Origin of the sequence: Sulfurimonas paralvinellae, from assembly GCF_014905135.1 — a bacterium.
In the GTDB taxonomy this organism is placed as follows: Bacteria; Campylobacterota; Campylobacteria; order Campylobacterales; family Sulfurimonadaceae; genus Sulfurimonas; species Sulfurimonas paralvinellae.
In genome coordinates this window covers 124,329-149,531 of the sequence record NZ_CP041406.1, presented here as the reverse complement: position 1 = coordinate 149,531, position 25,203 = coordinate 124,329, and the positions used below count along the sequence as shown (strand labels likewise).

Annotated in this window: 27 protein-coding genes and 5 tRNA genes; 16 read left to right on the top strand and 16 right to left on the bottom strand. The window is 40.2% G+C overall.

All coding sequences use genetic code 11. The annotated features are described in order from the left end of the window. Positions 1–31: 31 nt before the first annotated feature. Genes FM071_RS00780 through FM071_RS00755 form a run of 6 tightly spaced genes read right to left on the bottom strand, consistent with a single transcriptional unit; the run spans position 32 to position 6,565 of the window. Positions 32–1,294 carry an ATP-binding SpoIIE family protein phosphatase gene (locus tag FM071_RS00780; protein WP_193111134.1) on the bottom strand — a complete coding sequence of 421 codons (1,263 nt, stop codon included), beginning with the start codon at positions 1,292–1,294 and terminating at the stop codon, positions 32–34. Continuing rightward, a complete protein-coding gene (locus FM071_RS00775) occupies positions 1,294–3,270 on the bottom strand; it encodes a methyl-accepting chemotaxis protein (RefSeq protein WP_226960543.1) in 1,977 nt (658 codons plus the stop codon). Before FM071_RS00775 ends, FM071_RS00780 begins: the two co-directional genes overlap by 1 nt. A gap of 3 nt (positions 3,271–3,273) precedes the next feature. Beyond that, positions 3,274–3,561, bottom strand: a complete 288-nt coding sequence (locus tag FM071_RS00770; protein WP_193111133.1) for a hypothetical protein — start codon at positions 3,559–3,561, stop codon at positions 3,274–3,276. Positions 3,562–3,615: 54 nt separating this feature from the next. Beyond that, the gene (locus FM071_RS00765; RefSeq protein WP_193111984.1) at positions 3,616–4,791 is read right to left on the bottom strand and encodes a replication-associated recombination protein A; all 1,176 of its coding nucleotides are present in this window, start codon (positions 4,789–4,791) and stop codon (positions 3,616–3,618) included. Between the two features lie 4 nt (positions 4,792–4,795). After that, a complete protein-coding gene (locus FM071_RS00760; protein WP_193111131.1) occupies positions 4,796–5,602 on the bottom strand; it encodes a pseudouridine synthase in 807 nt (268 codons plus the stop codon). After that, the gene (locus FM071_RS00755; RefSeq protein WP_193111130.1) at positions 5,603–6,565 is read right to left on the bottom strand and encodes a KpsF/GutQ family sugar-phosphate isomerase; all 963 of its coding nucleotides are present in this window, start codon (positions 6,563–6,565) and stop codon (positions 5,603–5,605) included. Positions 6,566–6,640: 75 nt separating this feature from the next. Between FM071_RS00755 and FM071_RS00750 the strand changes: the two genes are divergently transcribed. The 3 genes from FM071_RS00750 to FM071_RS00740 are packed head-to-tail and all read left to right on the top strand — an operon-like array spanning position 6,641 to position 9,576. Continuing rightward, positions 6,641–7,375: an ATP-binding protein gene (locus tag FM071_RS00750; protein ID WP_193111128.1), complete on the top strand. Its 735-nt coding sequence runs from the start codon at positions 6,641–6,643 to the stop codon at positions 7,373–7,375. A 1-nt stretch (position 7,376) separates the two neighbouring features. Beyond that, a complete protein-coding gene (locus FM071_RS00745; protein WP_193111126.1) occupies positions 7,377–8,747 on the top strand; it encodes an NAD(P)H-hydrate dehydratase in 1,371 nt (456 codons plus the stop codon). Positions 8,748–8,796: 49 nt separating this feature from the next. Continuing rightward, complete coding sequence (locus tag FM071_RS00740; RefSeq protein ID WP_193111125.1) at positions 8,797–9,576, top strand: thiazole synthase; 780 nt, start codon at positions 8,797–8,799, stop codon at positions 9,574–9,576. Here the strand turns inward: FM071_RS00740 and FM071_RS00735 are convergent. Genes FM071_RS00735 through FM071_RS00725 form a run of 3 tightly spaced genes read right to left on the bottom strand, consistent with a single transcriptional unit; the run spans position 9,573 to position 11,400 of the window. Next, the gene (locus FM071_RS00735; protein WP_193111123.1) at positions 9,573–9,776 is read right to left on the bottom strand and encodes a hypothetical protein; all 204 of its coding nucleotides are present in this window, start codon (positions 9,774–9,776) and stop codon (positions 9,573–9,575) included. The genes FM071_RS00740 and FM071_RS00735 overlap by 4 nt on opposite strands. A gap of 10 nt (positions 9,777–9,786) precedes the next feature. Next, entirely contained in the window at positions 9,787–10,062 is a 276-nt protein-coding gene (locus tag FM071_RS00730) for a hypothetical protein (protein ID WP_193111122.1), read from the bottom strand. Beyond that, positions 10,063–11,400, bottom strand: a complete 1,338-nt coding sequence (locus tag FM071_RS00725) for a sodium-dependent transporter (protein WP_193111120.1) — start codon at positions 11,398–11,400, stop codon at positions 10,063–10,065. Positions 11,401–11,545: 145 nt separating this feature from the next. Here FM071_RS00725 and FM071_RS00720 point away from each other — a divergent pair. From FM071_RS00720 to FM071_RS00700, 5 genes are all read left to right on the top strand, one after another. Next, positions 11,546–11,623: transfer RNA gene (locus tag FM071_RS00720), tRNA-Pro, on the top strand. Positions 11,624–11,663: 40 nt separating this feature from the next. Next, positions 11,664–11,740 (top strand) — tRNA-His (locus FM071_RS00715). 41 nt (positions 11,741–11,781) lie between these two features. Then, positions 11,782–11,858, top strand: a tRNA-Arg gene (locus FM071_RS00710). An 11-nt stretch (positions 11,859–11,869) separates the two neighbouring features. Beyond that, a tRNA-Arg gene (locus tag FM071_RS00705) sits at positions 11,870–11,946 on the top strand. A 43-nt stretch (positions 11,947–11,989) separates the two neighbouring features. Next, positions 11,990–12,074: transfer RNA gene (locus FM071_RS00700), tRNA-Leu, on the top strand. A gap of 98 nt (positions 12,075–12,172) precedes the next feature. On the opposite strand, the gene FM071_RS00695 is transcribed toward FM071_RS00700, so the two are convergent. From FM071_RS00695 to FM071_RS00680, 4 genes are read right to left on the bottom strand one after another with little or no spacing between them, the layout of a single operon-like run. Further along, on the bottom strand, positions 12,173–12,622 hold the full coding sequence (locus tag FM071_RS00695) for a YaiI/YqxD family protein (protein WP_193111118.1): 450 nt from the start codon (positions 12,620–12,622) through the stop codon (positions 12,173–12,175). Between the two features lie 2 nt (positions 12,623–12,624). After that, entirely contained in the window at positions 12,625–13,467 is an 843-nt protein-coding gene (locus FM071_RS00690) for a D-hexose-6-phosphate mutarotase (RefSeq protein WP_193111117.1), read from the bottom strand. Between the two features lies 1 nt (position 13,468). Continuing rightward, positions 13,469–14,710, bottom strand: coding sequence for a sugar MFS transporter (locus tag FM071_RS00685; protein ID WP_193111115.1), 1,242 nt, complete (start codon positions 14,708–14,710; stop codon positions 13,469–13,471). Beyond that, on the bottom strand, positions 14,703–15,530 hold the full coding sequence (locus FM071_RS00680) for an HAD-IIB family hydrolase (protein WP_193111114.1): 828 nt from the start codon (positions 15,528–15,530) through the stop codon (positions 14,703–14,705). The genes FM071_RS00685 and FM071_RS00680 overlap by 8 nt, the downstream gene beginning before the upstream one ends. A gap of 29 nt (positions 15,531–15,559) precedes the next feature. Between FM071_RS00680 and FM071_RS00675 the strand changes: the two genes are divergently transcribed. Then, positions 15,560–16,258, top strand: coding sequence for an SDR family oxidoreductase (locus FM071_RS00675; RefSeq protein ID WP_193111112.1), 699 nt, complete (start codon positions 15,560–15,562; stop codon positions 16,256–16,258). Here FM071_RS00675 and FM071_RS00670 read toward each other — a convergent pair. Genes FM071_RS00670 through fliD form a run of 3 tightly spaced genes read right to left on the bottom strand, consistent with a single transcriptional unit; the run spans position 16,248 to position 18,286 of the window. After that, positions 16,248–16,502 (bottom strand): hypothetical protein, encoded by a 255-nt coding sequence (locus FM071_RS00670; RefSeq protein ID WP_193111110.1) that lies wholly within the window; start codon positions 16,500–16,502, stop codon positions 16,248–16,250. The genes FM071_RS00675 and FM071_RS00670 overlap by 11 nt on opposite strands. Next, positions 16,492–16,863: a flagellar export chaperone FliS gene (gene fliS, locus FM071_RS00665; RefSeq protein ID WP_193111109.1), complete on the bottom strand. Its 372-nt coding sequence runs from the start codon at positions 16,861–16,863 to the stop codon at positions 16,492–16,494. The genes FM071_RS00670 and fliS overlap by 11 nt, the downstream gene beginning before the upstream one ends. A gap of 49 nt (positions 16,864–16,912) precedes the next feature. Next, positions 16,913–18,286, bottom strand: coding sequence for a flagellar filament capping protein FliD (fliD, locus tag FM071_RS00660; RefSeq protein ID WP_193111107.1), 1,374 nt, complete (start codon positions 18,284–18,286; stop codon positions 16,913–16,915). Between the two features lie 131 nt (positions 18,287–18,417). Here fliD and FM071_RS00655 point away from each other — a divergent pair, with 131 nt between their 5' ends. The 7 genes from FM071_RS00655 to FM071_RS00625 are packed head-to-tail and all read left to right on the top strand — an operon-like array spanning position 18,418 to position 25,201. Further along, positions 18,418–19,605 carry a UDP-N-acetylglucosamine 4,6-dehydratase gene (locus tag FM071_RS00655; protein WP_193111106.1) on the top strand — a complete coding sequence of 396 codons (1,188 nt, stop codon included), beginning with the start codon at positions 18,418–18,420 and terminating at the stop codon, positions 19,603–19,605. Beyond that, positions 19,589–20,740, top strand: a complete 1,152-nt coding sequence (locus FM071_RS00650) for a LegC family aminotransferase (RefSeq protein WP_226960542.1) — start codon at positions 19,589–19,591, stop codon at positions 20,738–20,740. Before FM071_RS00655 ends, FM071_RS00650 begins: the two co-directional genes overlap by 17 nt. Beyond that, complete coding sequence (locus FM071_RS00645) at positions 20,740–21,318, top strand: NeuD/PglB/VioB family sugar acetyltransferase (RefSeq protein ID WP_193111104.1); 579 nt, start codon at positions 20,740–20,742, stop codon at positions 21,316–21,318. Before FM071_RS00650 ends, FM071_RS00645 begins: the two co-directional genes overlap by 1 nt. After that, positions 21,315–22,310: an N-acetylneuraminate synthase gene (neuB, locus tag FM071_RS00640; RefSeq protein WP_193111102.1), complete on the top strand. Its 996-nt coding sequence runs from the start codon at positions 21,315–21,317 to the stop codon at positions 22,308–22,310. The genes FM071_RS00645 and neuB overlap by 4 nt, the downstream gene beginning before the upstream one ends. Beyond that, complete coding sequence (gene neuC, locus FM071_RS00635) at positions 22,307–23,476, top strand: UDP-N-acetylglucosamine 2-epimerase (protein WP_193111101.1); 1,170 nt, start codon at positions 22,307–22,309, stop codon at positions 23,474–23,476. Before neuB ends, neuC begins: the two co-directional genes overlap by 4 nt. Beyond that, on the top strand, positions 23,469–24,515 hold the full coding sequence (locus FM071_RS00630) for a nucleotidyltransferase family protein (protein WP_193111099.1): 1,047 nt from the start codon (positions 23,469–23,471) through the stop codon (positions 24,513–24,515). The genes neuC and FM071_RS00630 overlap by 8 nt, the downstream gene beginning before the upstream one ends. After that, a complete protein-coding gene (locus FM071_RS00625) occupies positions 24,515–25,201 on the top strand; it encodes an acylneuraminate cytidylyltransferase family protein (protein WP_193111098.1) in 687 nt (228 codons plus the stop codon). Before FM071_RS00630 ends, FM071_RS00625 begins: the two co-directional genes overlap by 1 nt. Positions 25,202–25,203: the final 2 nt, after the last annotated feature.

Here is a 25,203-nt window from a genome sequence, read left to right as displayed (position 1 = left end):
AATGTAATTATATAACTATTTCGATAAATAGTTATATTTTATTGAAGAAAAGTACGCAATTTCCTTGGGAGTTGTAGTAAATTCCCATAGAATTCTTGCGTGAGATAAAGACACCGCGGCCATTAAACTTTCGAGAATTTCGAAAGATCTGACTGAGAATCTGAGTATCGAAGCCATCGCCTTCATCTTTTATTTTTGTAACAACATACTCATTGGCAAATTCTTTCAGCATATAGACTTCCACAATAATGTTCTTTGTACTCATTTGCTCAAGTTCATTCAGTTTTTCAAAATAGACATCGTCTTCAAGATATTGATGTTTTTCCTTCGCACTGATGCCGAGATTTCCATGTTCATAGGCATTCATATAGAGTTCCGTAAATACTACACCTGCTTTCTCTGCCTCAGAAGAGTTATCTGTCTGAATATTCCCCCAAAGTGTTTCATACCACTGCGAAGCTGCATCAACGTCAGCTAAAGATGTCTTAAAGGAGTGTTTTGCCACAAGTGTCTCTTCACGAATATCCAAACTGTTAATAAAGATAAGCGTGAGGTCATCCTCTTGTTCCTTGACCTTATTGAAGAATTTCTCTTTAAACTCTTCTCTACTAAAAGATTCTCTAAAATCATCTTCAATAAAAGCGGCATAAGGCAAGCCTTCACAATCTGTTGTATTCTCGACAATACCGTCACTGTAAAAGAGAAATTTTTCGATATTGGCAACATTATGCCTTGCAATGTCATATTTAGACTGCCACTTGCTTAGGGGAGTGTTGTTAGCTTTTATCCTGATGATATTATCATCTTTATCCTGCAGTAAAAAAGGAGGCATGGCAAACTTTGCATACTCTAAAACATCATAATAGTTATCAAAACAAATATAATCTATTGCCAAAACTTCATCGTCAAGCAGGATCGGTTTGATAAACTCCATAGATTCTTTAACAATAAGATCTAAACTAAAACTGTCATGCTCTATCATCTTATCAACTAAATGATTGATAAAAGTCGTCATAATAACCGCGGTAAAAGAAGCCGACACGCCTTTGCCCATGCCATCAACGAGAAGATAAAATGTTCTATGTTCATCAATTCTTCTAGCACTGTAAGCATCGCCACTAAGCGTATCCAACGGTTTATACAAAAAATCGACTAAAGTAGCCGCATTCGAATCGATCATCTGATAATAAAAATCATTTCTCAGAATATTCAGCTCTTTTGCAAATGCCAAATCTGATTGATAGGAGGCATAAGCCTCACTTTTTTCTAGCTGTTCAAGTCTCTCTTTGGACATTATATTTTAAACTTGCTCAGTTCTGATTGTAGTTTTTTAGCGTCTCTCGTTAATGTTTCCACTGCAGTTTCCACAGTAGATCTAAGTTCACTGTTTTTCATCGCAACAGCGACAATCTCATTCATAGTAGAGATAAGTGTCTTTGTTTTCGTTGCAATAAATACACTCTGATGCATCGTATCTGTTGATTTGTCTTTTGTTCTCACTAGGTTATCTTTTGTTTCATTGGATGAGATAATGAGCTCTTGTGCAGAACCGGCAATGGCATGCATGCTTTGTGATGTTCTGTCTGTCTCTTCAGAAATTTCAACAACATTTTGTGTAATGAGATTCACATTAGCACTGATTTCTGAGAGTGATTTTTGTGTACGCTCAGCAAGTTTTCTTACCTCATCCGCTACAACGGCAAAACCACGTCCATGTTCTCCTGCACGAGCCGCTTCAATGGCAGCATTGAGTGCTAGTAGATTTGTCTGATCAGCAATGTCAGAGATGATAGCAAGCACATCTTTGATATTTTTCGCCTGTTCTGTAAGTGATGCAACTTTATCCACAAGTTCTTGTTGCTGTTCACTCCCATTTTCAATAGAAGTAACAACAGAGTCCAATTTTACAATGAAACTATCAAGAACATTGAATGTTGTGTTGAGATCTTCAGTAACCACAATAGTTGACTCTTCAACAATGTCAAGCTTCTCTCCAATTTCGGATATAAGGCCGTTTGCTTCGGTAATTTTCTTCTCTTCTTGTTGGGAATTTTCAGTTAAAGCATCAACAACTTCATTCAAACGATTACTCTCACGTGTCGTTGCTGTTGCCACATCCTGAGAGCTGTATACACTCTCTTTAAAGGCAATAATCATCTTGTGTAGTGCTCGTGAAATTTGAGATATCTCATCATCCCCTTCAACGACAACATTACAGCTAAGATCCAGATCATTTGATACACAGCTTATTTTTTCAAGTGAGCTATCAACACTTCTATTGACACCTCTTGCAATTATTAAGATGATAATAAATACAGCAATAGCAAATATACTATAGCTAAGCAGAGTGATAAGAGTGTCTTGTTTATATTGTGATTCAATTTCAGCTAACAGTTTATCGTTCTCTTTTGCAAGGCTGTCATCGACTTTTTTCAGTAGATTGATTTTCTTTGTGATCGTTTGAAACCAGACAACACCATCAACGCCAAAACCACCTTCACTTGCTTTTGCCAGTGCAATTGAGCGCATTTTATTGACTTCTGCAACAACTGGGGAGTTCATTGTCTCTTTATACAGTTTCACAGACTCGTGCGGTGCAATACTTGTAAAAGCATCCATATAAGCATTTTGCTCAGCCATTAATGTGATGAATTTCGCAAACATTCCCTTACCGAATTTATCTGATGAAAAGGTAGCACTCATAACAGCTCTCTCTATTCCCGCTCTCTCTTTTGATTTTAAAAAGTTCGTATAGGCACTTAATGCTTTCACAAGTTCCGGAGTATTTGCAAGTTTTGCTGTAAGGGAGACCACATCCAAGATGTCTTTATTGACACCCGTATAGTATTGTACTTCTTCTTTTACCGGGATTGTCAAACTGTCAACACGGGAACGAATTTTTCCAATATTCCCCATCCCATCCATAACTTCTTTGATATTCGTACGCAATTCAGACGAGTAGTGTTCTAGATCAAGACTCTTTACATATTGCTGTAACTCTTCATATCGTTTATCTGTAAGCACTCGTTGTTTTTTAAGAATCTCACCAAACTTTTTCCCTTTTGATCCAAGAAAACCGGCACTTGCCCCTCTCTCTTTTTGTGTTTCATGTATCAGGAGTGAAAGTTTCTGTGAAAGCACATTCAGCTCTTTTGCCTGTGTTATCACTGCTCGTTCATTCATTGCACTGTTTATCGTCAATGCAATAATTATGAGTGCGAAAGAGACGACAATGGCAGTTATAAGTTTGAGTTTATTTTTAATAGTCACGATTTATGCCTTTTTAACTTTGAAAAGTGTGATGAGATTAAGATCGTCAAATAGTTCAAGCAGACTATCGTTACCAACTTTAATACTAAGGTCTATACCCTCTTTTTGTACAAGTTTTGTAAGGTACCCTATAACAGATGATGTAATAGAGATAGAATCTTTAATATCGATGATAATGGTCTTATTTGCTCCAATCAATGAATCTAGAGTGCTTTTAATAGCTTGGTAATCACTGACAGTTTTAATGTTCCCCGAAATTGTAACAACGTTAGATGTGGTTGAAATATCCATAAGATACGTCCCTTTAATTATCAATTAATGCTAGACATAATATCTAATGTACCCTTAAGTACAAAATAAATTAAGCCACTCTTTCATTTTTTTCTCATAGCCGATCTCTTTGAGTTCTACGAGCTTGAGATCCTTACTTAAATACTGCTGTTTTACATAACCGCCAAAATCATGTGGATAGAGATAGCCTTCATTCTGCTGTGTTATGTTTTTCGGAATCTCAAGTATCTCGCCGTCTCGAACGGCTTTCAAAGCTTTATTTATTGCTAAATAAGCTGAGTTTGATTTGGGTGAGGCACAAAGGTAGAGAACAGCCTGCGCCAAAATAATGCGCGCTTCCGGATAACCTATCTGCTTAACGCTCGTGAGTGTCGAAGTCGTCAGTGTGAGTGCCTGCGGATTAGCATTGCCGATATCTTCACTTGCGAGTATCACTAAACGACGGGCTATAAAATCAGCACTCTCCCCGCCTTCAATAAGCCGTGCAAGATAATAGATGGCAGCATCCACGTCACTTCCGCGAATCGACTTGATAAGCGCCGAGGCCAGATCATAATGGACACCCGCTTCACTGCTTCCCGTTTGCAGTGCATTTGGACGCAGTGATCTAAGCAGCTCCAGCGTAATTTTCTCATCTACATTGGCTGCAAACTCCAACAGCTTCAACATTGCACGAGCATCCCCGCCGCTAGAAGCTACAAGATACTCCTGCACATCACTCTCAATCTGCAGGTTCTCTTTTTCTTGCGCTCTTTGAAGCAGCTGCGTGAGGGCTGCATGAGAGATAGCTTTGAGCTCAAAGAGCATAGAGCGTGAACGCATTGCAGAAGTAAGTGAGAAGAAAGGGTTCTCCGTTGAGGCACCGATGACAAGTACAGAGTTATTCTCCATTACTGGCAGCAAAACCTCTTGCTGATTTTTAGAAAGACGGTGCACCTCATCTATAAAGATAAGCGGTTTTTGCAGGGCATTCTTATACTGAGCGAAAACCTTTCGAAGCTCATCTATTTTGAGTGAGGTTGCATTGAACTCATAAAAAGGCATATCCAGCGTTGTAGCTATGATTCGTGCGAGCGAAGTCTTACCGACACCGGCAGGCCCATAAAAAAAGCTGTGTCCCAAAGCATTTTTTTCACACAGTGTTCTCAATGGTGCACCTATTTGCGTGAGGTGCTCTTGCCCCACCATCTCATCGAAATTCTTTGGACGCAATAGATAGGTAAAATCCAAAATTTTACTCGTCTTCAACAGCTTTTAGTCTGTTTTTTCTCTCTTTGGAGCGCTTTTTTTCCTCTTTGAGAAATTTATGCAGAGCCGAATATTCCGAACGTGTCAAAAAACGCGTCTTGCCGGTTGGTAGATTGTTAAGTTCTATCTCTGCAAAGCTCAAACGTTTCAAATCAACCACTTCGCCGCCAAAGTGTGCAAAGAAACGACGTAGTTCACGGTTCTTTCCTTCGCTAAGTGCTACTTTGAGTATGGAGTAGTTCGGCTGATTCTTTTGGATCTTGTACCCGATGAAAGGCTTGAACTCCATAGATTTTATTTTTGAATGCGAATGTGCACCGGCACTTGCATCTTCAAGATAGAGCCCGTTCATCATCGCATCTTCCATCTCCGGTGTCACTTCGCCTTTGATCTTTATTTTGTAGATTCGCTCAAGGTCAGACTCCATCAAAGCCGTTGCCACATGCGAAGCATCGGTTAAGAGTAACAGACCTTCAGATGCAAAGTCGAGTCGTCCTACCGGAATATAATGACGAAAATCTTTATGAAGTGAATCGTAAATAGTTCGACGCCCTTTTGGGTCTGACTTTGTAACGAGTTCGCCTTTTGGTTTGTTATAAACAATGACGGTATATTTCTCTTGCGGACTTACCTGTTTACCGCTGATGTAGACAATATCTCTACCCTCTTCTATCTGTGTAGCTGGGTTATCTTCGATCTCACCGTTAACACGGACATAACCGTCTTGAATTGCCTTGTCAGCCTCTCTACGTGAGTAGGTCGAGTAATGCGCGATGTATTTATTTAGTCTCATTTATGAGATTCCTTTTTCTATCAGGGTATGAATATGAAGTACCCCTTGTATCTTTTTATCTGTGTCAGTTATGACTAAAAGTTGAATTTTTTTATCTTCTATCAAAACAAGTGCATCGCTTGCCAGCATCTCGGCATCATCAATGCTGAGCGGATTTTTCGTTGCATATTTCAGTACCGGATCATCAAGTGAGAACGCTTCGCTCAAAAGTGCCCGACGTACATCTCCATCACTCATAAGTGCAACAAGTTTTCCCTTTTCATCGTTTATGAGCGCTGTTCCAAGCCGCCCTTCACTAATGGTCAAAATGGCATCTTTCACTTTTGCATCTTGGTTGATAATCGGCAGATTTTCTGTCTGCATCAAGTTCTTTACTTTTACAAAAAGTTTCTTTCCAAGCGCGCCGCCCGGATGAAAAGAGGCAAAATCACTCTTTTGAAAATCACGCGCCTTCATCAGACAAACCGCCAGAGCATCCCCAAGAGCAAGCGTAAGTGTCGTTGAGCTTGTCGGTGCAATATTAAGCGGACAGGCTTCACGCTCAACTTCCACTTTGATAACAAGATCACTGTACTCCCCAAGTGTTGAATGCTCATTGCGCGTCATCCCGATAAGCGGCGTACCGAAACGTTTTATATGTGGTAAAATCGAACTAAGCTCTTCACTCTCTCCGGAGTAACTGATAGCAAGGACTACATCCTCTTTGCCTATCATTCCAAGATCGCCGTGAAGTGCTTCTGTGGGATGCAAAAAGAAGCTCGGTGTGCCTGTTGATGCAAATGTTGCAGCCATTTTGGCACCGATAAGCCCGCTTTTTCCTACACCGCTAACAACAAGTTTGCCTTTGCAGTTCAGGATAATTTCGACAGCTTTATCAAATTCATTTCCAATTTTTTTTGCAGCCTCACGCAGGGTATCTGCTTCTATCTGGAGTGTTTCTTGTGCAATTGTTTTGTAATTCATGTTCTTATTATACCTTTTTTATCCTCAAGAAGATATAATAAGACGAACTAAATACTATTGCATAAAGGAACACCTATGAGAGAAACTATTGGAAAATACCTAGACACTATCGATGCACTGAAACTTGAAGAGAGAATGCTTTGTCACAATACCTTGATTTTAGGAGAGGTCGGTTCAGGGAAAACGAATCTCGCCTGTAGAATCCGCAACTACGTCATTGACATGAATGTTCCAACACTTTACATGGACTTTAACAACTCACATGAAGAGGATGTTGAGCTGCGATACAAAGATGAGCATTTTAACTACATTCGTTTTGAAGAGAGCGATGCTTTTGATGAAGCGTTTAAAAAGCTCGTTGCAGAGAAAAAACATATCTATATGGCGGTAGACCCAAACTTTTTTGCACGCAAACGAGATGAAAAAAGTAAGCTTTCACAGATTATCTCCCAACAGGAACTGCTGGACAACTATTACTACTTTTTCCATGACATTGAAAATCTCAACGGTTTTTATACACAGTTCGAAGATTTTCTTCTCTATATGCTCAGCTTTGCAAATCTGCAAAAATACGGTTTTACCTTTCTTGCACAACCGCATGAAACTTTTGAAAACCCACACCTTAAACTACTCTTTTCATTTCTGTTCCTTGGAAAATGTTCCAATGCAAACTACTACAATACAGCGCTGCTGAAAACACTCAAAAAGAACAAGTTTCTCTATCAGTACCGTACAGCGTATCCAACACTGCTCTTTAATGAGATTGTCAGTTCTATCGTGAAAATAGACGAGTACGTACTGGAAGAGTAACATGCAAAAGCTCTTTGATGAAGTAGGCAGCCTTGATAGACGTTGTTATGATGATTTTTACCTGAGTGAAGATATCTTGATGGAACATGCCGCAGAAGGCATGGCCGCTTTCATCAGGGAGAAGTTTGCAAAAGATGCAAAGGTCATAGTTGTCACTGGCAGCGGAAACAACGGTGCTGACGGCATCGCTCTTACTCGACTGATCCATGGTGACTATGACGTTTCCCTCCTCCATGCAAAAGAGCCAAAATCTCCCATGGCACAGCTCCAGCAAAAACGTGCCGATGCTCTTGGTGTTCCGATTCTCACGCAGCTTCAACCATGTGACGTACTCGTAGAGGCCATTGTGGGAACAGGCTTTCAAGGTAAGTTTTCTACCCAGCTCACGCAACTCATTCAAGAGATGAATACTCTTGATAGTTACAAGATCGCCTGCGATATGCCAAGTCCTAACTTCTTTGCAGATACAACACTGACGATGGGAGCACTGAAAAAATCCCTCTTTTTAGACACAACAAAAGAGTATGTCGGAGAGATTCATGTGATCGATCTTGGCATCTCACGCAAGCTCTACGAAAGAGAATCAAACTGGTACCTGCTGGATGAAGAAGACCTTGAACTCCCTCATAGAAAACAGAAAAACTCACACAAAGGCAGTTATGGGCACCTAGCAGTTCTCAGTGGAGAGAAACTGGGTGCAAGTGTACTCTCTGCTTCGGCTGCACTTCGTTTTGGTACAGGACTTGTCACACTTATCGGGTATGAAAAAGAGCAGTTCTTAAACATCCCTTCAGCACTGATGTATGGACATGCCCTGCCACAGACGACATCGGCTATCGCACTTGGAATGGGACTTGGCGAAGAGTTCAGCGACAAAGAACTGTTGGCCTTTTTAGACACTGATTTGCCGCTTATCATCGATGCCGATCTTTTTTACAAAGATATCATTTTAAAGCTTTTAAAACGTAAAAATATTGTGCTCACGCCGCATCCCAAAGAATTTGTCTCACTCTTAAAACTGACAGGCATCGCAGACATTAGTGTAGAAACGTTACAAAATGAACGTTTTGAGTATGCAGAACTCTTTTGTAAAAAATATCCTCACGCAACACTGCTTTTAAAAGGAGCAAATGTCATCATCGGGCAAAATGAGAAATTCTATGTCAACCCTCACGGTAGTGCAAAACTAGCCAAAGGCGGCAGCGGCGATGTTCTAAGCGGCCTTATCGGTGCGCTTTTAGCGCAGGGGTTTGAGGCGCTTCACGCAGCCATCCATGCTTCGCTGGCACATACAACACTGGCAAAACATTATAGCGGGGCTGATTTTTCTCTTACGCCAAACGATTTGATAGAGCAAATTGGAAAACTATAAGATAGCTTATGCTATAAATCAATAATTAATATAATATAGGAAACCTATAATGAATAACAAACTAAAAATCGGAAAATATGAATTAGGCTCACGCCTTATCGTCGGCAGTGGAAAATATGCCTCTTTTGAGATGACAAAAGAGGCAACATTGGCATCAGGGAGTGAACTTATCACTGTTGCCGTTCGCCGCTTAAACATTACAGACCCGAGCAAAGAGAATTTACGTGATACTTTTGCAGGAACCAATGTAAAATTCTTGCCAAACTCTGCAGGTTGTGTAACGGCTGAAGAGGCGATCACGACATTTCGTCTGACTCGTGAAGCGACAGGCATCGATCTTATAAAACTAGAGGTCATCGGTGACACGCAAAAAACACTCTACCCTGATGTACTTGAGACTATCAAAGCCTGTGAAGTCCTTCACAAAGACGGCTTTACCATCATGGCGTACACATCAGATGATCCTATCATGGCAAAACGCTTAGAAGATGCGGGTGCTCATGCAGTTATGCCGCTGGCAGCCCCTATTGGAAGCGGTCTTGGCGTGCAAAACCCTTACAATGTTGTCTTTGTACGTGAAGCGGTTGATGTTCCTGTAATCGTTGATGCGGGAATCGGATGTGCGAGTGATGCAGCCTATGCCATGGAGCTTGGTGCAGAAGGTGTGCTTACAAATACAGCCATCGCTCAGTCAAACAATCCTATCGCGATGGCAGAAGCCATGAAGCATGCTGTCATTGCAGGACGCATGAGCTATCTTGCAGGCCGCATACCTAAAAAACCATACGCTACGGCATCAAGTCCTGTTGATGGATTGATTCAGTTTTAGTTTGACCTTGCCAAAGCGGCAAAGTCGATGGAGTCTCTCTTTTTGGACTCCTCCCTTTTTTTATCCTCTTCAAAATTACCACTCGTAAAAAAATAGTCGTGTTTCCCTTTATTAAGAGTACATCCTTTGATGCCCGGAGTGCAGACTACATTTAAAAGTTTGCAAAAACCTTTGTAATCGTGTTGGCATGTCCATCCCATCTATTTTCCTTTATAAACCTTCAAACTTCTCAGAGAGATGGGACATAAGCAGCAGCTGTCCCATCCCCTCAAAGAACTTCTCAATTCCCATCTCTTTTGTATCGAGTGACTTCTGCAGTGCAGCGTAAAAAACAAGCTGAGACTCTTTGGAAGCCTGCATATATGCATCTATGATATACTCAAGTGTCAGCGTCATCACTTCACCATTGACATCAAAATCGATGTGTGATTGAGAATTGACACCTGCCTCACGCAGGATTTTTCTACACTCTTTGGCGATATCCATCTATATGATTCCCATCAGTGAAAGCATGACCACGAACATAGCGACCGGCGTAAGATAACGAAGTGAAAAGTACCATGGTTTATATGCCCATTTCAATTGTGGTTTGACAACTTTCTCCACTTCACTCTCAGGAATGACAAAGCCGACAAATACAGCCATGATAAGACCACCCAAAGGCAGCATAATGGCTGCCGTTACATAATCTACCCAGTCAAAGAAGTTTTTGCTTCCCCATGTCAGGAACTCTTTTGTGCCGTCGATATTTGAGAGAATGGCAAAGATGCCTAAAAACCAAAAGAAAAAGCCCATGCTCAAAGAAGATTTAAGGCGGCTCCAGCCAAATCTGTCGATAAAGTACTGAATCATCGGCTCAACAAGAGAGACCGAAGATGTAAGTCCGGCAAAGGCAAGCGCTATAAAAAAGAGTACTGCGAAGAAGTTGCCAAGAATACCCATCTCATAAAAAGCCGCCGGCAATGAAATAAAAACCAGCCCCGGGCCTTTTGCAGGGCCTGAGCCGTATTGGTATAGAAATGTAAAGAGCATCAAACCCGCTACTATAGCGATGGTCGTATCTAAAAAGACAACCCAAAAAGCACTTTTAACAAGGTTGGCATCTTTTGGCAGTGATGCTGCATAGGTCATAATGGCACCCATACCGAGTGAGAGAGTAAAAAATGCATGTCCGACCGCTACGACAAACGCCTCTGAAGTAACTTTTGACCAATCCGGCATAAACATAAAGTCCACCGCTTTTGAAAAACCTCCAAGCGTCGTTGCATAGATGAACATACCACCAAGAATCACCATCAATGCCGGCATCAAGTAGTAATTTAGTTTTTCAATACCACTCTTAATACCCTTATGAACTACATAGGTAATGAAAGCAAAAGAGAGCGTATGGTAAAAAAGCTGTATCCAAAAATTGCTGTGAAGCATTGTCGTAAAAGTAGTCTCCGCCTCTTCGACGCTTGCAGGAAGATAGCTCAAAGAAGTGATGATGTAGTTAAATATCCAACCGATAACGACTGAGTAAAAAATCATAATGAATAGACCTGCTAAGGCCTGAAAACCACCAAGTTTCCATATATGCTTGTTTCTAGGAGCAAGTTCTTCAAACGATGTAACCGTATCACGGCGGCCAAGATAACCAATGAGCATCTCCGCTATCATGATGGAAAACCCGATAAGCAGCACAGTGATAAGATAAATGAGCACAAATGCTCCGCCGCCATACTCTCCTGTAATGTATGGAAACTTCCAGATATTTCCAAGTCCGACAGCAGAGCCTGCTGCTGCTAAAATAAAACCTAACCGACTAAATCTTGCTAATTTCATAAAGTGCTTTCCCTTTTAATTGGTCTAATTATACTTAAAAATAGTATTTTTTTAAAGAAATAGAGAAATACTATTGACAAACAGTGATATATTGACTATAATTTCGCCTCATTAATCAGCTTAAGCGCTCGTTTAGTGTATAGGTCGGGGTGTAGCTCAGTATGGTTAGAGTACCTGGTTTGGGACCAGGGGGCCGAAGGTTCGAGTCCTTTCACCCCGACCACTTTTAAATTTCAATTTTTTATATTTTATTCAAAAACATGGTGGGATTAGCTCAGCTGGTTAGAGCACTGGTTTGTGGTGCCGGGGGTCGCGGGTTCGAATCCCGTATCCCACCCCATAAAACAAATATAAAATATTAATAATCATAATAACATAGTTGCGTCCGTGGCTCAACTGGATAGAGTTTCGGATTTCGGCTCCGAGGGTTATAGGTTCGAATCCTATCGGGCGTACCACCTTTGATTATGCCTCCTTAGCTCAGCTGGATAGAGCAACGCCCTTCTAAGGCGTAGGCCACACGTTCGAATCGTGTAGGGGGTACCACTATATGTTATTCGTCAGAAGTGACACTAAAAACTTATTCCACGCGGACGTGGTGAAATTGGTAGACACGCCAGACTTAGGATCTGGTGCCGCAAGGTGTGAAGGTTCAAGTCCTTTCGTCCGCACCATCAACACATAACAATCACTGAATTAATCTTAACATTACCTTTTAGAAACTCTTAAAAGTAAACTTCTAAATACGGCATAGTAACGCATATATTTTGACCTAGAAATCATATCTCTGCAAAAATGCATTGAGTTGATTTGCAAAATGTTCAGCATCTTTTTGACCAAATGCCTTTGCTCCTTTGGTTACTTCACCCATTTCCCTGATGGACTCCATAAGATTTCTCATCGCAAGATATTGCTTGATATTGTCCCTGCTGTAGAGTTCTCCTCGATGATCTATGGCATGTGCATTTTTTGAGATTACTCTGTCTGCTAACGGAATGTCAGCGGTAATGACAAGATCACCCTCTTGTAACATCTCTACAATTTTATTATCCGCTTCATCCGCTCCGGCATCAACGATAACATAAAAAACATTCTGTGACTTTCCAATAGTGACTTTTTTATTCGCTACAACAAAGGTTTCAATGCCCAGTTTTTCTATCTGACGCAGAACTATCGGCTTTAAAAGATTGGGAAAGGCATCTCCATCTATGTACATCTTCATTTTTAACACCTTTGCGTGAGATAAGTAGCCCGTAAATGTACATTCTCATTTGGTTGAACAATCCGAAAGTCATCAAAAGCGTTCGCACTCTCTATGCAGACAAACTCCTTGTAGGCATCGGGCTTCATAGCACTCATGTTACTGCATTTTTCCGCCCAGGGATTCCATACGATTGCCGAGTTGGAATTTTCTGCATGGATACTGATGTTTTTATGCTCCTCACGCAAGTGTATATCTTCTTTCACGCCAAGATAAACCCTGTCTATCTCTTTATCTATCTCTATCGGCTGATCTTCAACGGCTTTAGTATCGCTCAACGTATCTAAATATTTCATGCCTTCCAAACCCTCTATACGTACTTTTACAATATCATCCACCTGAAAATAGGTATGAAAAGCCTGCGTGAGGAGAAACTCTTTTGTATCTCTGTTCGTTGTTTTCATAGAGATGGAGAGTGTAGCAGAAATCTCAAAAACAACATCAAGTTCAAAAGCAAAATTCCAGATCTTTCTACTCTTGGGAGTATCTTCCAGCCGAAGATGGACTTGCGTGAGGCTATTTGAAACCTCTTTTACTTCAATGAGCTCAAAAATCATTGTTCGTGCAAAACCATGCTGTGGCAGCGTTTCATCAAGATTGCCAAAGCGAGGCCAGCAAAGTGGAATACCGCCTCGAATGGCACTTCCCGTCTCAAATCGGCTTATTTGACTCAGCCAGAGCAGTTCACCGTTATAATTTTCATATTTAAAAATATGCGCACCCTGCAGCGCTATCTTTGCGTGAGCCGCTTCATTCTTTACTTCTAAATAAACAAATCCGTTTTCAAGCTCTTTTAAAGCATACACGCTAGCCTCTCCACCCTTTCATCTTATGCCATTTGAGTGCATACATCAAGATAACAGCGTAACAGATGATGCCAAGAAGATAGGCTTCTTGCATATTGTGCGTGAGCTGTGCCGTTTTTCCAAAAGCAAGCGGCAGGAGTGCCCCACCGGCAATGGACATGATAAGCAGTGCACTCCCCTTTGCTGTGTGTTTTCCAAGGTCTTCAAGTGCCAAAGGCCAGATCGTCGGCCAGACAAGAGCATTGGCAAGACCTAAAAGTGCCACAAAAAGTAGAGAGTTCGGCAGCAGCATTACACCGCTCCAACCCCATAAAATCTCAGAAAAGCTTGTATCACTCGTGGAAGAAAAAGCCACACCAAAAAGCAGTATTATTCCAAAGAGAGCCGAAAGTGTCAATGCCTTTTCCTGCGTAAGGAACTTTGGAATGGCAACAGCACCGATAATGTAACCTATAACCATAAAGAACATAGTATAAGAGGTCAAGGCTGTTGCATTCTCCATCCCGATACTCTGCGCATAGAGTCCAATGGTATCACCAGCAATAACTTCGATACCCACGTAGAAAAAAAGTGCCACAGCACCAAGCACGACACGGGGAAAACCAAAGATATTTTCATCATCATATGGGTCTTCTTCAAACTCGATCTCAGGAAGCGAAGAGAAGTAGACAAAGAGTGCCAATGCCGCTAAAATAGCCGCCATGATCGCATAAGGCTTAATGAGCTCGTGGGCTAACAGAGAGGGGTCGGGTTGGATATCTGCAAGTATGAGCGCTGTAAAGACAAGCGGTGCCAAAACACCCGCACTTTTGTTGATAAGCCCCATAATGCTGATACGCATTGCCGCTGATTCTATTGGACCGATAAGAACGATGTAAGGATTTGATGCCGTTTGGAGTATGGTAAGCCCTGTCCCAAGCGTGAAAAGTGCCAGCAAAAAAACAAGAAACTCCGCACTCTGTGCCGCTGGGATGAAAAGCAACGCACCTACTGCCATGACGACAAGCCCGAGAGCCATTCCTTTTTTGTAACCGGTTTTCTCCAGTACAAAAGCCATCGGCAGTGCCATAACCGTGTAGGCAATGTAAAAAGCAAAAGTGACAAAAAGTGCCTCAAACTCATTAAGCGAACAGATCTCTTTTAAAAACGGAATGAGCGAACCGTTAAGCCAGGTCACAAAACCGAAAATGAAAAAGAGTGCTCCAATGATAAGCATCGGAATAAGTGAAGATCTTCTATGCATTTTTCAGCTCCTCAAGATATCTGGCAACACCGTCTTCATCATTTGTGTGTTCTAACACAATATCCGCTTTTTCTTTCACATCTTCCTGCGCGTTCGCCACCGCCACAGACCTGTTTGCCAGCTCGAACATACCGATGTCATTAAGATTGTCTCCAAAGACGGTTAACTTATCCAGATCAAATCCGACTGCTTCACTCACACTCTTGATACCGTGGGATTTGTCTGCATCTTTATGTAAAATGGTCAAAAAATAGCAGCCCATATAAGCTTCGGGTGCCAATATATACTTCAATTCATCGCCAAAGATGGCTTCAAGATTCTGCTTCAATGCTTCAAGCAGCATCTCCTCTGCCATATAGACCACTTTGAAGTTCCTCTCTTTTGCACGCAGATCACGAAAAGCCTCTGTATGGTCATCGTTCGCATAACGCTTGATGATCTCCTGCTGATACGCATTGAGCGTTGTCGAGTAAGAGAACGCTTCACCCAGTTTCTCATCGACCAGTGAGAGTACAAAGGGGTAGATACCCAGCCGTGCACCCTCATCTATGATGGTGTCGGCTGCATCTTTTGCAATGAACTTAGTGTCGATGATTTTTTTATCCATTGTAGCAATAAGTGCACCGTCAAGGAGTATCATCGGTGCTGAAATATACACACCTTCTAGGAACTGTACCGTTTTTTTGTAGGTTCTCGCAGTTGCAATGCCCAAAATAGCTTCATTTTCGTAAGAGTTCCAGATTTTTTTAGTATAATCACTCAAAGACAAGTCAGAACGTAAAAAAGTATGGTCAAGGTCTGTTATGTAAATATTTTTCATGGCATGATTATAGCAAAAAGGAGAGTTGCGTGAGAAAAGCAGTGGTTACGGGAGCAAGCAGCGGCATCGGCAAAGCGATAACACAACGTCTTTTAACCCTTGGATATGCCGTTACGGGTATCAGTCGGACAATATCCTATGAAGATTTTATGCATGCCGATTTTCAAGCCGTTCAGGCAGACCTCTGCGATGCTCACGCAACGAAAAAGCTCTGTGAAGCTTTGAAAAAAGAGGATATTTCCATCCTCGTCAATGCTGCAGGTTTTGGAAGGTTCGAGCTGCACGAAGAGTTAAGCCCTGAAATCATTGAGAAGATGACACACCTCAATCTCACAGCACCGATGCTGCTTACTCACGCAACACTTCGCTCACTCAAACATAACAGCGGCTACCTCATCAACATAAACTCCATCGAAGCACTGCGGGCAAGTAAGTTCGCCGCTCTCTACTCTGCCACAAAAGCAGGTCTGAAGGCCTTTGGCGATGCCCTTTTTGAAGAGACACGAAAAACAAACCTCAGCATAACGAACATCAACCCCGACATGACAGAGAGCACTTTTTACGATGAACTGCGTTTTGATGTCAGTGAAAATGAAAATGAAAAACTCTTGGCAGGAGATATCGCCGATGCGGTAGAGCATATATTAACTATGCGAAAAGGTGCTGTTGTAAGTGACTACACCATAAGAAGTCTAAATTTTGGGATACGTAAAAAATCTAAGAAGTGATGTCGAATTTTGCGGTTTTATCTACCTGAGTAGATTTTAAAAAATCTATATTTTTTTTCATTTGTTTCATTGATTCAGCCGTTTCATCTTGAAGTCCTTGTACGATTTGTGTCGCTTCTTTCAAAAGGTATAAAGCTTCTTCAATTTTATCTACATCATCAAATGTTGGAATATCATCTAGTAATTTATTGAGTAAATCTACATCTTGTTGGACAATGGCAATCTTAAGCTGATTAAGCCACATCCGTAGTTTCTCTCCAAGCTTCCAAAAGCCCCTTAAATACATTTGTACACTCTTCAAGTTTTTCAAGACTATTTTCTATACCGGCTTCTGTTAAAAGTTTAATCTGATAATCATACAGACCATCCAAGTATTTTGCTACATTCCCCTGCTTAAAATCTAAACTCCCTTTGAGCTCAGCCAATACAGCGATTGATCGATTTGTCCAATATACTCGTTTTTCAATGTCATTATCTTTTATTGCCCGTTTTGCTTGTGCATTAAAACGTAGCACCCCTTCGTATAACATTTCTATTAGTTTATATGGTGATTCTATCCCTATATAGTTTTCCGTATAGGCATTATAAGCACTGTTTGCATACATTTTCAATCCTTTTTATCTACCAATTAAATCGACACTTTTTAAAAAAAATTTAGTTGTTTTTGGTCGAATTTTGCGTATTTACCATCTGTATAAATGCATTGGCAGAAGAAGTTAATTTTGCTATTAAAGCATCATATGCAGCCCACTGTTTTTGTAATGTTGCATACTTATTGTCTAGTCTCTCTATTTCTGTCGCTCGTCTATCCTCGAGTTCAGTACTTTGTTCCATCAAACTCTTTTTAAATTGATCTAGTGTTTGATCGTAGTTTGTATACGCCCCAACTGCTGTAGAGAGTTCATTAAAAATACCATCAACTATCGTTGTTGTACCATCCCCATTATCAAAATCTCCACCGGAAAAGAAAGCTTCTACATTTGCTGCATCTGCATCAAGAGCATCATTGAATACTGACTTATCAAAAGTCAATTTTCCACTTTTGTCTATATCAAAACCATAGTCATAGATATTACCAACACCACCGCCTATGTCATCCATTAAATTTCGTATCTTAAGCTGCATGCTTCGGATAGTACTATTACCTGCAAAAATACCTCTCTCATCAGAATTAGTGCTATTAACTGTAAGTCTTCCAAGCTCACCCATTGCATCATTGTACTTTTCTACGAAACTATCAATTTTCTCTAATATTGCGTCTCTATTTTGTTCGATCTTCACACTTGATGATCCAAGTTCTTTAAGTGTTATATCATATCCCGTAACAAGATCAGTCACTTCATTAGAGCTTCTTGTTACCGTTTGACCATTAAACTCAAACGTTGCATCAACTCCCGTCTGCAAGGCAGTTAAATCATCTGTTAACTGTGTTCCTGATAGATTCCCACTGTTATCTGTAATAGTTATATCTTGATTGCTCCCTGTTCCTACAGAGTTTAAAAACAATCTATAATCACCACTTGCAATTTGAACAATTGTGGCATTAACCTTATCACCGGCAATATCGTTAATAGATTTTTTAAAACTCTTTAAAGTAGTAGTATCATCATAATCAATCGTAAAGTCAGTGCCGTCTATATTGAGATTAATACTGCCAGCCGCACTTGCAATAGTATCTGTCTCAGAACCAAATGAACCTGATTCTTCAATCTGTTTCGTAGCCAACTGTGTAACATTCAGCGTAAACTCTTGAAGATCACTGTTGGCACTTGCAGTTACTGCAACAGATGTTCCTGTCACTCTTGCCGTTCTTTCATCATACAAAAGTGGTCTTTTCAATGCATCGATGCTATCAATTAGATTTGTCATCTTTGCATCCAATACATTAAAAGCCCCCTGCTCATCTTTAACAAGTGCCAGTTGCATATCTATCGGTGTGACGCGTGATGACTCATCAGCTTTACGTAATTGATCTAATACATCCTGTGTCAGAACACCTGAACCAAGACCTAATGATGATACAGCCATAATAAATCCTTTGCTTTATATATAATTATTAAATTCTTTAAACATATAATCGACAAAAATTATTTTTTCTTTAGTCTGGTACCATATTTGCTATAACAAAATATAAATAAATCATTAAAGATGGATGCAGATTGAATATCTTAGAACTTATTGGAAGAGATCAAGAACTATTTTACAGCGATATACGACAATATTCTGCCTTGCTGTCTCAATGTGTCAAGAAATCTTCTTTTTTAGTCCTCGGCGGTGCAGGAAGTATCGGTCAAGCCGTTGTCAAAGAGATATTTAAACGTAATCCTCAAAAACTGCATGTCGTAGATATTTCCGAAAACAATATGGTTGAACTCGTACGTGATATTCGCAGCTCTTATGGCTATATAGACGGAGAATTCGCAACCTTTGCTCTGGACATAGGCTCACTCGAATATGACGCTTTTATAAAAAATGACGGCAGATATGATTATGTTCTCAATCTTTCGGCACTCAAACATGTCCGCAGTGAAAAAGACCCTTTTACTTTGATGCGTATGTGTGATGTCAATATTTTCAATACCGACAAAACCCTCACGCAGTCCATAGAAAACGGAGTAAAAAAATACTTCTGTGTTTCTACGGACAAAGCGGCAAATCCCGTCAATATGATGGGAGCAAGCAAACGCATCATGGAGATGTTCGTACATCGCCATTCACTTGATATAGATGTCTCAATGGCTCGTTTTGCAAATGTGGCCTTTTCTGACGGCAGCCTTTTACACGGATTTAACCAGCGAATTGAAAAACGCCAGCCCATTGTTGCGCCAAACGACATCAAACGCTACTTTGTCACACCGCAAGAGAGCGGAGAGCTTTGTCTTATGAGCGCTATTTTTGGGGAGAACCGAGATATCTTCTTTCCGAAACTTTCAGAGAGTCTGCATCTTATCTCCTTCGCTGATATTGCCGTCAAATATCTGCGCAAAAAGGGTTATGAACCTTATCTTTGTAAAAGTGAGGATGAAGCAAGGTTATTGGCAAAAACTTTGCCACAAGAAGGAAAATGGCCTTGTCTTTTTACACAGAGCGATACAACAGGTGAAAAGGATTTCGAAGAGTTCTTCACAAAGAACGAAACACTTGATATGGAACGATTTGAAAATCTTGGTGTCATTAAAAATAGAGCCGATTTTGATAATCAAGCACTCAATGATTTTACAAAACATATCGAGAGTTTTAAACAAAACTATAGTTGGGAAAAACGAGACATCGTAGAGGAGTTTTTCAAACTACTTCCAAATTTCGCTTACGAGGACAAAGGAAAATATCTTGACTCAAAAATGTAATGATATTGTTCAATTCATTCAAGAAACTTACAGAACACAAGAGTTCATTCCTCTTCATGAGCCGCGTTTTAGGGGGAACGAGAAAAGATACCTCAACGAATGTATCGACTCCACTTTCGTTTCGAGTGTAGGGAAGTTCGTCGATAGAGCTGAGGAAGATTTTACTGCTTTTGTCGGAGCAAAATATGCAGTTGCCACCGTTAACGGTACAAGTGCACTACATGTTGCTCTGCTTTGCGCAGGTGTAAAAAATGGCGATGAAGTGCTCACGCAGGCACTGAGTTTTGTAGCAACGGCAAATGCCATCAGCTACTGTGGAGCAAAACCGATCTTTCTTGATGTCTCACGTAAGAGCATGGGCATGAGTCCCGAAGCACTTGAAAATTTTTTAACACAGAACTGTCAGATAGAAAACAGACAATGCATCAATAAAACAACGCAAAAAGTCATCAAAGCATGTGTCCCTATGCATACCTTTGGGCATCCTTGTCAAATCGACACCATTGCCGAAATCTGCTCACGTTGGCATATTACTCTTGTAGAAGATGCTGCGGAGAGTCTTGGCTCTTACTACAGAACAAAACATACCGGAACCTTTGGCAAACTGGGCTGTTTCTCATTTAACGGCAACAAAATCATCACAGCAGGCGGCGGAGGTATGATCGTCACTGATGATGCCGATTTGGCGCAAAAGGCCAAGCATATCTCAACAACGGCAAAAGTTCCACACAAATGGGAATATGTACATGATATGATGGGCTATAACTACCGTATGCCAAACCTTAACGCAGCACTGCTTGTCGCACAGCTTGAAGAGCTTTCAGAGTTTTTACACAACAAACGCTCCCTCGCAGAAAAATATAATGATTTTTTTTCAAAATATGACGATATAGAGTTTATAAAAGAACCAAAGGGGGCACAGAGCAACTATTGGCTCAACGCCTTGGCATTTCAAAACAAAGGCCAAAGAGATGCTTTTTTGGAGTGTTGTAATGCCAACAATGTCATGACCCGACCGATTTGGCAGCTTTTAAGTGAGCTTGAGATCTACAGAGAGTGTCAAAAAGACACTCTGGCAAACTCATTCGCACTATCTGAGACGATAGTCAATATTCCAAGCAGCGTGGTGTTATAATGAAAAAAGAGAAGATCATTTTACTTGGCGGCGGCGGACACTGCAAAAGTGTCATCGATGTCATTGAACAAGAAGGAAGATTCGAGATCGCCGGAATTGTAGAAAAGTTCGAAGGTGAGAGTGCACCCATATTCGGCTACCCGTTAATCGGTACAGATGATGAACTTGCAACTTTGCGCGAGCAGTACAGTTATGCCTTCATTACCATAGGGCATATCGCTTCCAATGCCGTACGCAAAAAGCTTTTTTCAAAACTGAAGGAACTCGACTTTACCATTCCGACAATAATCTCTCCTTTGTCCTATGTTTCTCCTCACGCAACCCTGCAAGAAGGCACTGTCATTATGCACCATGCCATCGTCAATGCCGCTGCAAAAGTCGGCAAGAACTGTATTATCAATACAAAAGTACTCATAGAACATGACAGCAGTATTGAAGACAACTGTCATGTAAGCACAGGTGCCATCATCAATGGCGGTGTACAGGTGATGCAGGACACTTTTATAGGCAGTGGTACGACAACAAAGCAGAGTATATGCGTAAGTGGCTTTATAAAAGCCGGGAGTATTGTCAAATGAGTGTTTTTATAATCGCCGAGGCCGGTGTGAATCATAACGGTAGCATAGAACTTGCTAAAAAACTCATCGATGTTGCAAGTAATGCCGGAGCCGATGCAGTTAAGTTTCAAACTTTCAAAACCGAAAATCTCGTCAGTAAAAATGCTCAAAAAGCAGAGTATCAAAAAGAGACAACAGATGCGCAAGAGTCTCAGTTTGACATGATAAAAAAGCTCGAACTTGATCTTGAAACACATAAAGAACTTATAAAATACTGTGAAGAAAAGAATATAATGTTCCTCTCCACGCCTTTTGATCTTGAAAGTATCGCCATGCTAAATGATCTTGGTTTGAAAATCTTTAAAATTCCAAGTGGAGAGATAACGAACCTGCCCTACCTGCGTAAAATAGGAGCACTAAATAAAAAAGTAATTCTCTCTACAGGTATGGCAACACTTGATGAGATAGATGATGCCCTGCAGATACTCCAAGATGCAGGAACAAAAAAAGAGAACATTACAGTCCTGCATGCAAATACAATGTACCCGACACCAATGGAAGATGTCAATCTACGAGCCATGCTTACCATAGGTAGTACCTTTGATATCGCCTATGGATACAGTGATCATACTTTAGGCATCGAGGTCGACATCGCTGCTGTGGCGATGGGTGCGAGCGTCATCGAAAAACATTTCACACTTGATAAGAGTATGGAAGGACCTGACCATAAGGCAAGTTTAGAACCGGATGAATTAAAAGCAATGGTAAAAGCTATACGCAATATAGAACTGGCTTTAGGTGATGGCGTGAAAAAACCAAGTAAAAGTGAAACTCCAAATATTATTGTGGCACGAAAAAGTATAGTTGCAAAAAGAGAGATAAAAAAAGGTGAAATTTTTACTGAAGAAAACATCACTATCAAAAGACCCGGTAATGGAATAAGTCCGATGAAATGGGATGAAATTATTGGCACGGTCTCACAAAAAGACTATCAGAAAGATGCATTGTTATGAGAAAAATTTGTGTCGTTACAACAACACGTGCAGAATATGGGCTCTTAAAACCTCTGTTGCGGCAAATAGAAGATGATAAAGCATTACAATTGCAATTGATCGTTTCAGGTACTCATTTAGATAAAAACTTTGGTGAAACATATAAAGAGATAGAAGCAGAATTCTCTATCAATGAAAAAATAGCAATGAATCTCTCAAGTGATACTCCTGTATCATTATCATTGAGTATGGCAGAATTACAAAAAGATATCACACTCGCACTTTCTAGACTTAGTCCTGATATTATTGTGCTTTTAGGAGACCGTTATGAAATTCTTAGCATAGCAACAGCAGCCATGATGCTGCATATTCCTATTGCACACATTCATGGGGGTGAGATTACAGAGGGAGCTATTGATGATAATATACGCCATGCAGTAACAAAGCTCTCCTTGCTCCATTTTACGGCAGCCCAAGAGTATGCCGATCGAGTCATACAGCTTGGAGAAGATCCGGCTAGAGTATTCAATGTAGGTTCGTTAGGCGTTGAGAATATTAAGAATTTGAAACTGCTTGACAGACACTCTTTAGAAAAAAACATTAATTTTTCACTCGGTAAGAAAAATTTACTTGTAACATATCACCCACAAACACTCTCAATAATGACCCCAAAAGAACAATTTCATGAACTTTTATGTGTACTTGAAAATCTTAAAGATACCACAATAGTCTTTACAAAAGCAAATGCTGATGAAGGCGGAAAAGAGATCAACAAAATGATCGATACATTTGTAAAAAAACATAAAAAACGAGCTGTTGCTTTTAATTCTTTGGGGCAGTTACGATACTTTAGCATTATACAATATGTCGATGCTGTAATAGGAAATAGTTCAAGCGGTATTTTAGAAGTTCCAAGTTTTTGTAAACCGACCATAAATATAGGTGAACGACAAGAAGGAAGACTCAAAGCTCAAAGTATCATTGACTGTAAGATAGAACAAGCTGACATACAAAGAGCTATTGAAACAGCATACAATAAAGATTTTCTCAAAAACATCAGTGATATAAAAAGCCCTTTTGAAATGCCAAATAGTGCGAAAAGAATAAAAGAAATATTAAAAAAGAACCCAATAAACGGTATCTTAAGAAAAAAATTCTATGACATAAAAGGATGTTTCCATGAATAAATATCAAGATATTTTACTACAAAGAGATTCAACCATAAAAAAAGCTCTGCATGTTATCGACAAAGGAGCAATGCGTATTGCTATTGTACTGGATAATGATGAAAAAGTTGTTGGAACTTTGAGTGATGGAGATATTCGTCGTGGACTGCTTGATGGTCTCACGCTTGAATCAAGTATAGAAAATCTTTACTTTAAAGAACCGACACTGGCAAATATCAATGATTCTAAAGAACTGATTATTCAAAAAGCTGTTCGCAAACAAATATACCAGATTCCTATCGTAGATGATGAAGGTAAGTTAGTAAAGATCGAAGAGATCTCAAAACTGTTAAAAACAAATGCAAAAAACAACAGGGTGATTTTAATGGCAGGAGGCCTGGGAACACGTCTTCGTCCTTTGACCGAAGATATTCCAAAACCACTCTTAAAAGTCGGCAATAAACCGATTCTTGAGACAATTATCGAAAACTTTGCCAAGTATGGTTTTGTCAATATTACTATTAGTGTCAACTACAAAGCTGATATGATCAAAAAATATTTTGGGGATGGAAGTGATTTGGGTGTAAATATTGACTATATCGAAGAAACGAAGCGCCTTGGCACGGCAGGAGCGCTCAGTCTCATACAGGAACGTCCGCAAGAGCCGTTTTTTGTGATGAATGCCGACCTTTTGACAAATGTAAACTTTGAACATCTGCTCGATTTTCACTTGATGGAACACTCTGTTGCTACGATGTGTGTGCGTGAGTACGATTATCAGGTTCCTTATGGGGTCATACAAACAGATGGCAGTCGTATTACATCCATAGAAGAAAAACCAGTTCATAAATTTTTTGTCAATGCCGGTATTTACACTCTTTCACCACAAGTCTTTGAGTATATACCAAAAAATGAGTTCTATGATATGCCAACACTCTTTGAGGATATCATCAAAGATGAGCTAAAATCAATCTCTTTTCCTATCCATGAATATTGGCTCGACATTGGTCGGATGAGTGACTTTGAACAGGCACAAAACGAGTATGGTGAGATCTTTTAATGTTACAGAAAAAAACTTTTTTAGCAATTATTCCAGCGCGTAGCGGGAGTAAAAGAGTACCAAGGAAAAATATACTCGACCTGGCAGGAAAGCCATTAATAGCATGGAGCATAGAAGCGGGACTACAGAGTACATACATAGACAAAGTTATCGTCACGAGTGATGATGAAACGATCTTGGAAATTGCTAAAGAGTATGGTAGTGATGTTTTACAAAGGCCTCAAGAACTTGCAAGTGACACAGCAAGCAGTATTGAAACAGTCATTCACACAATTGAGAACAGTGATACATACGACTTTATCGTACTACTACAACCAACTAGTCCCCTACGAACTTCCAAAGAAATCGATGAAGCTATAGAGTTGCTTATGACAAAAAAAGCTGATGCCGTCATCAGTGTTTGTAAGACGGAACATTCACCTCTATGGTCAAACCAACTCCCTGAAGACAACAGTATGCAAAACTTTTTACAAGCTGAAGCAAAGAACAAAAGAAGTCAAGATCTTGAACCTTACTACAGGCTGAATGGAGCTATATATATTGCAGATACCAAAAGAGTGCTCAAAGAAAAAACTTTCTTTTTGAACAGTAAAATTTATGCCTATAAAATGCCACAAGAAAAATCAATAGACATCGATACAGAACTAGACTTTAAATTTGCGCAGTTTTTAATAAACGAAGGATAATA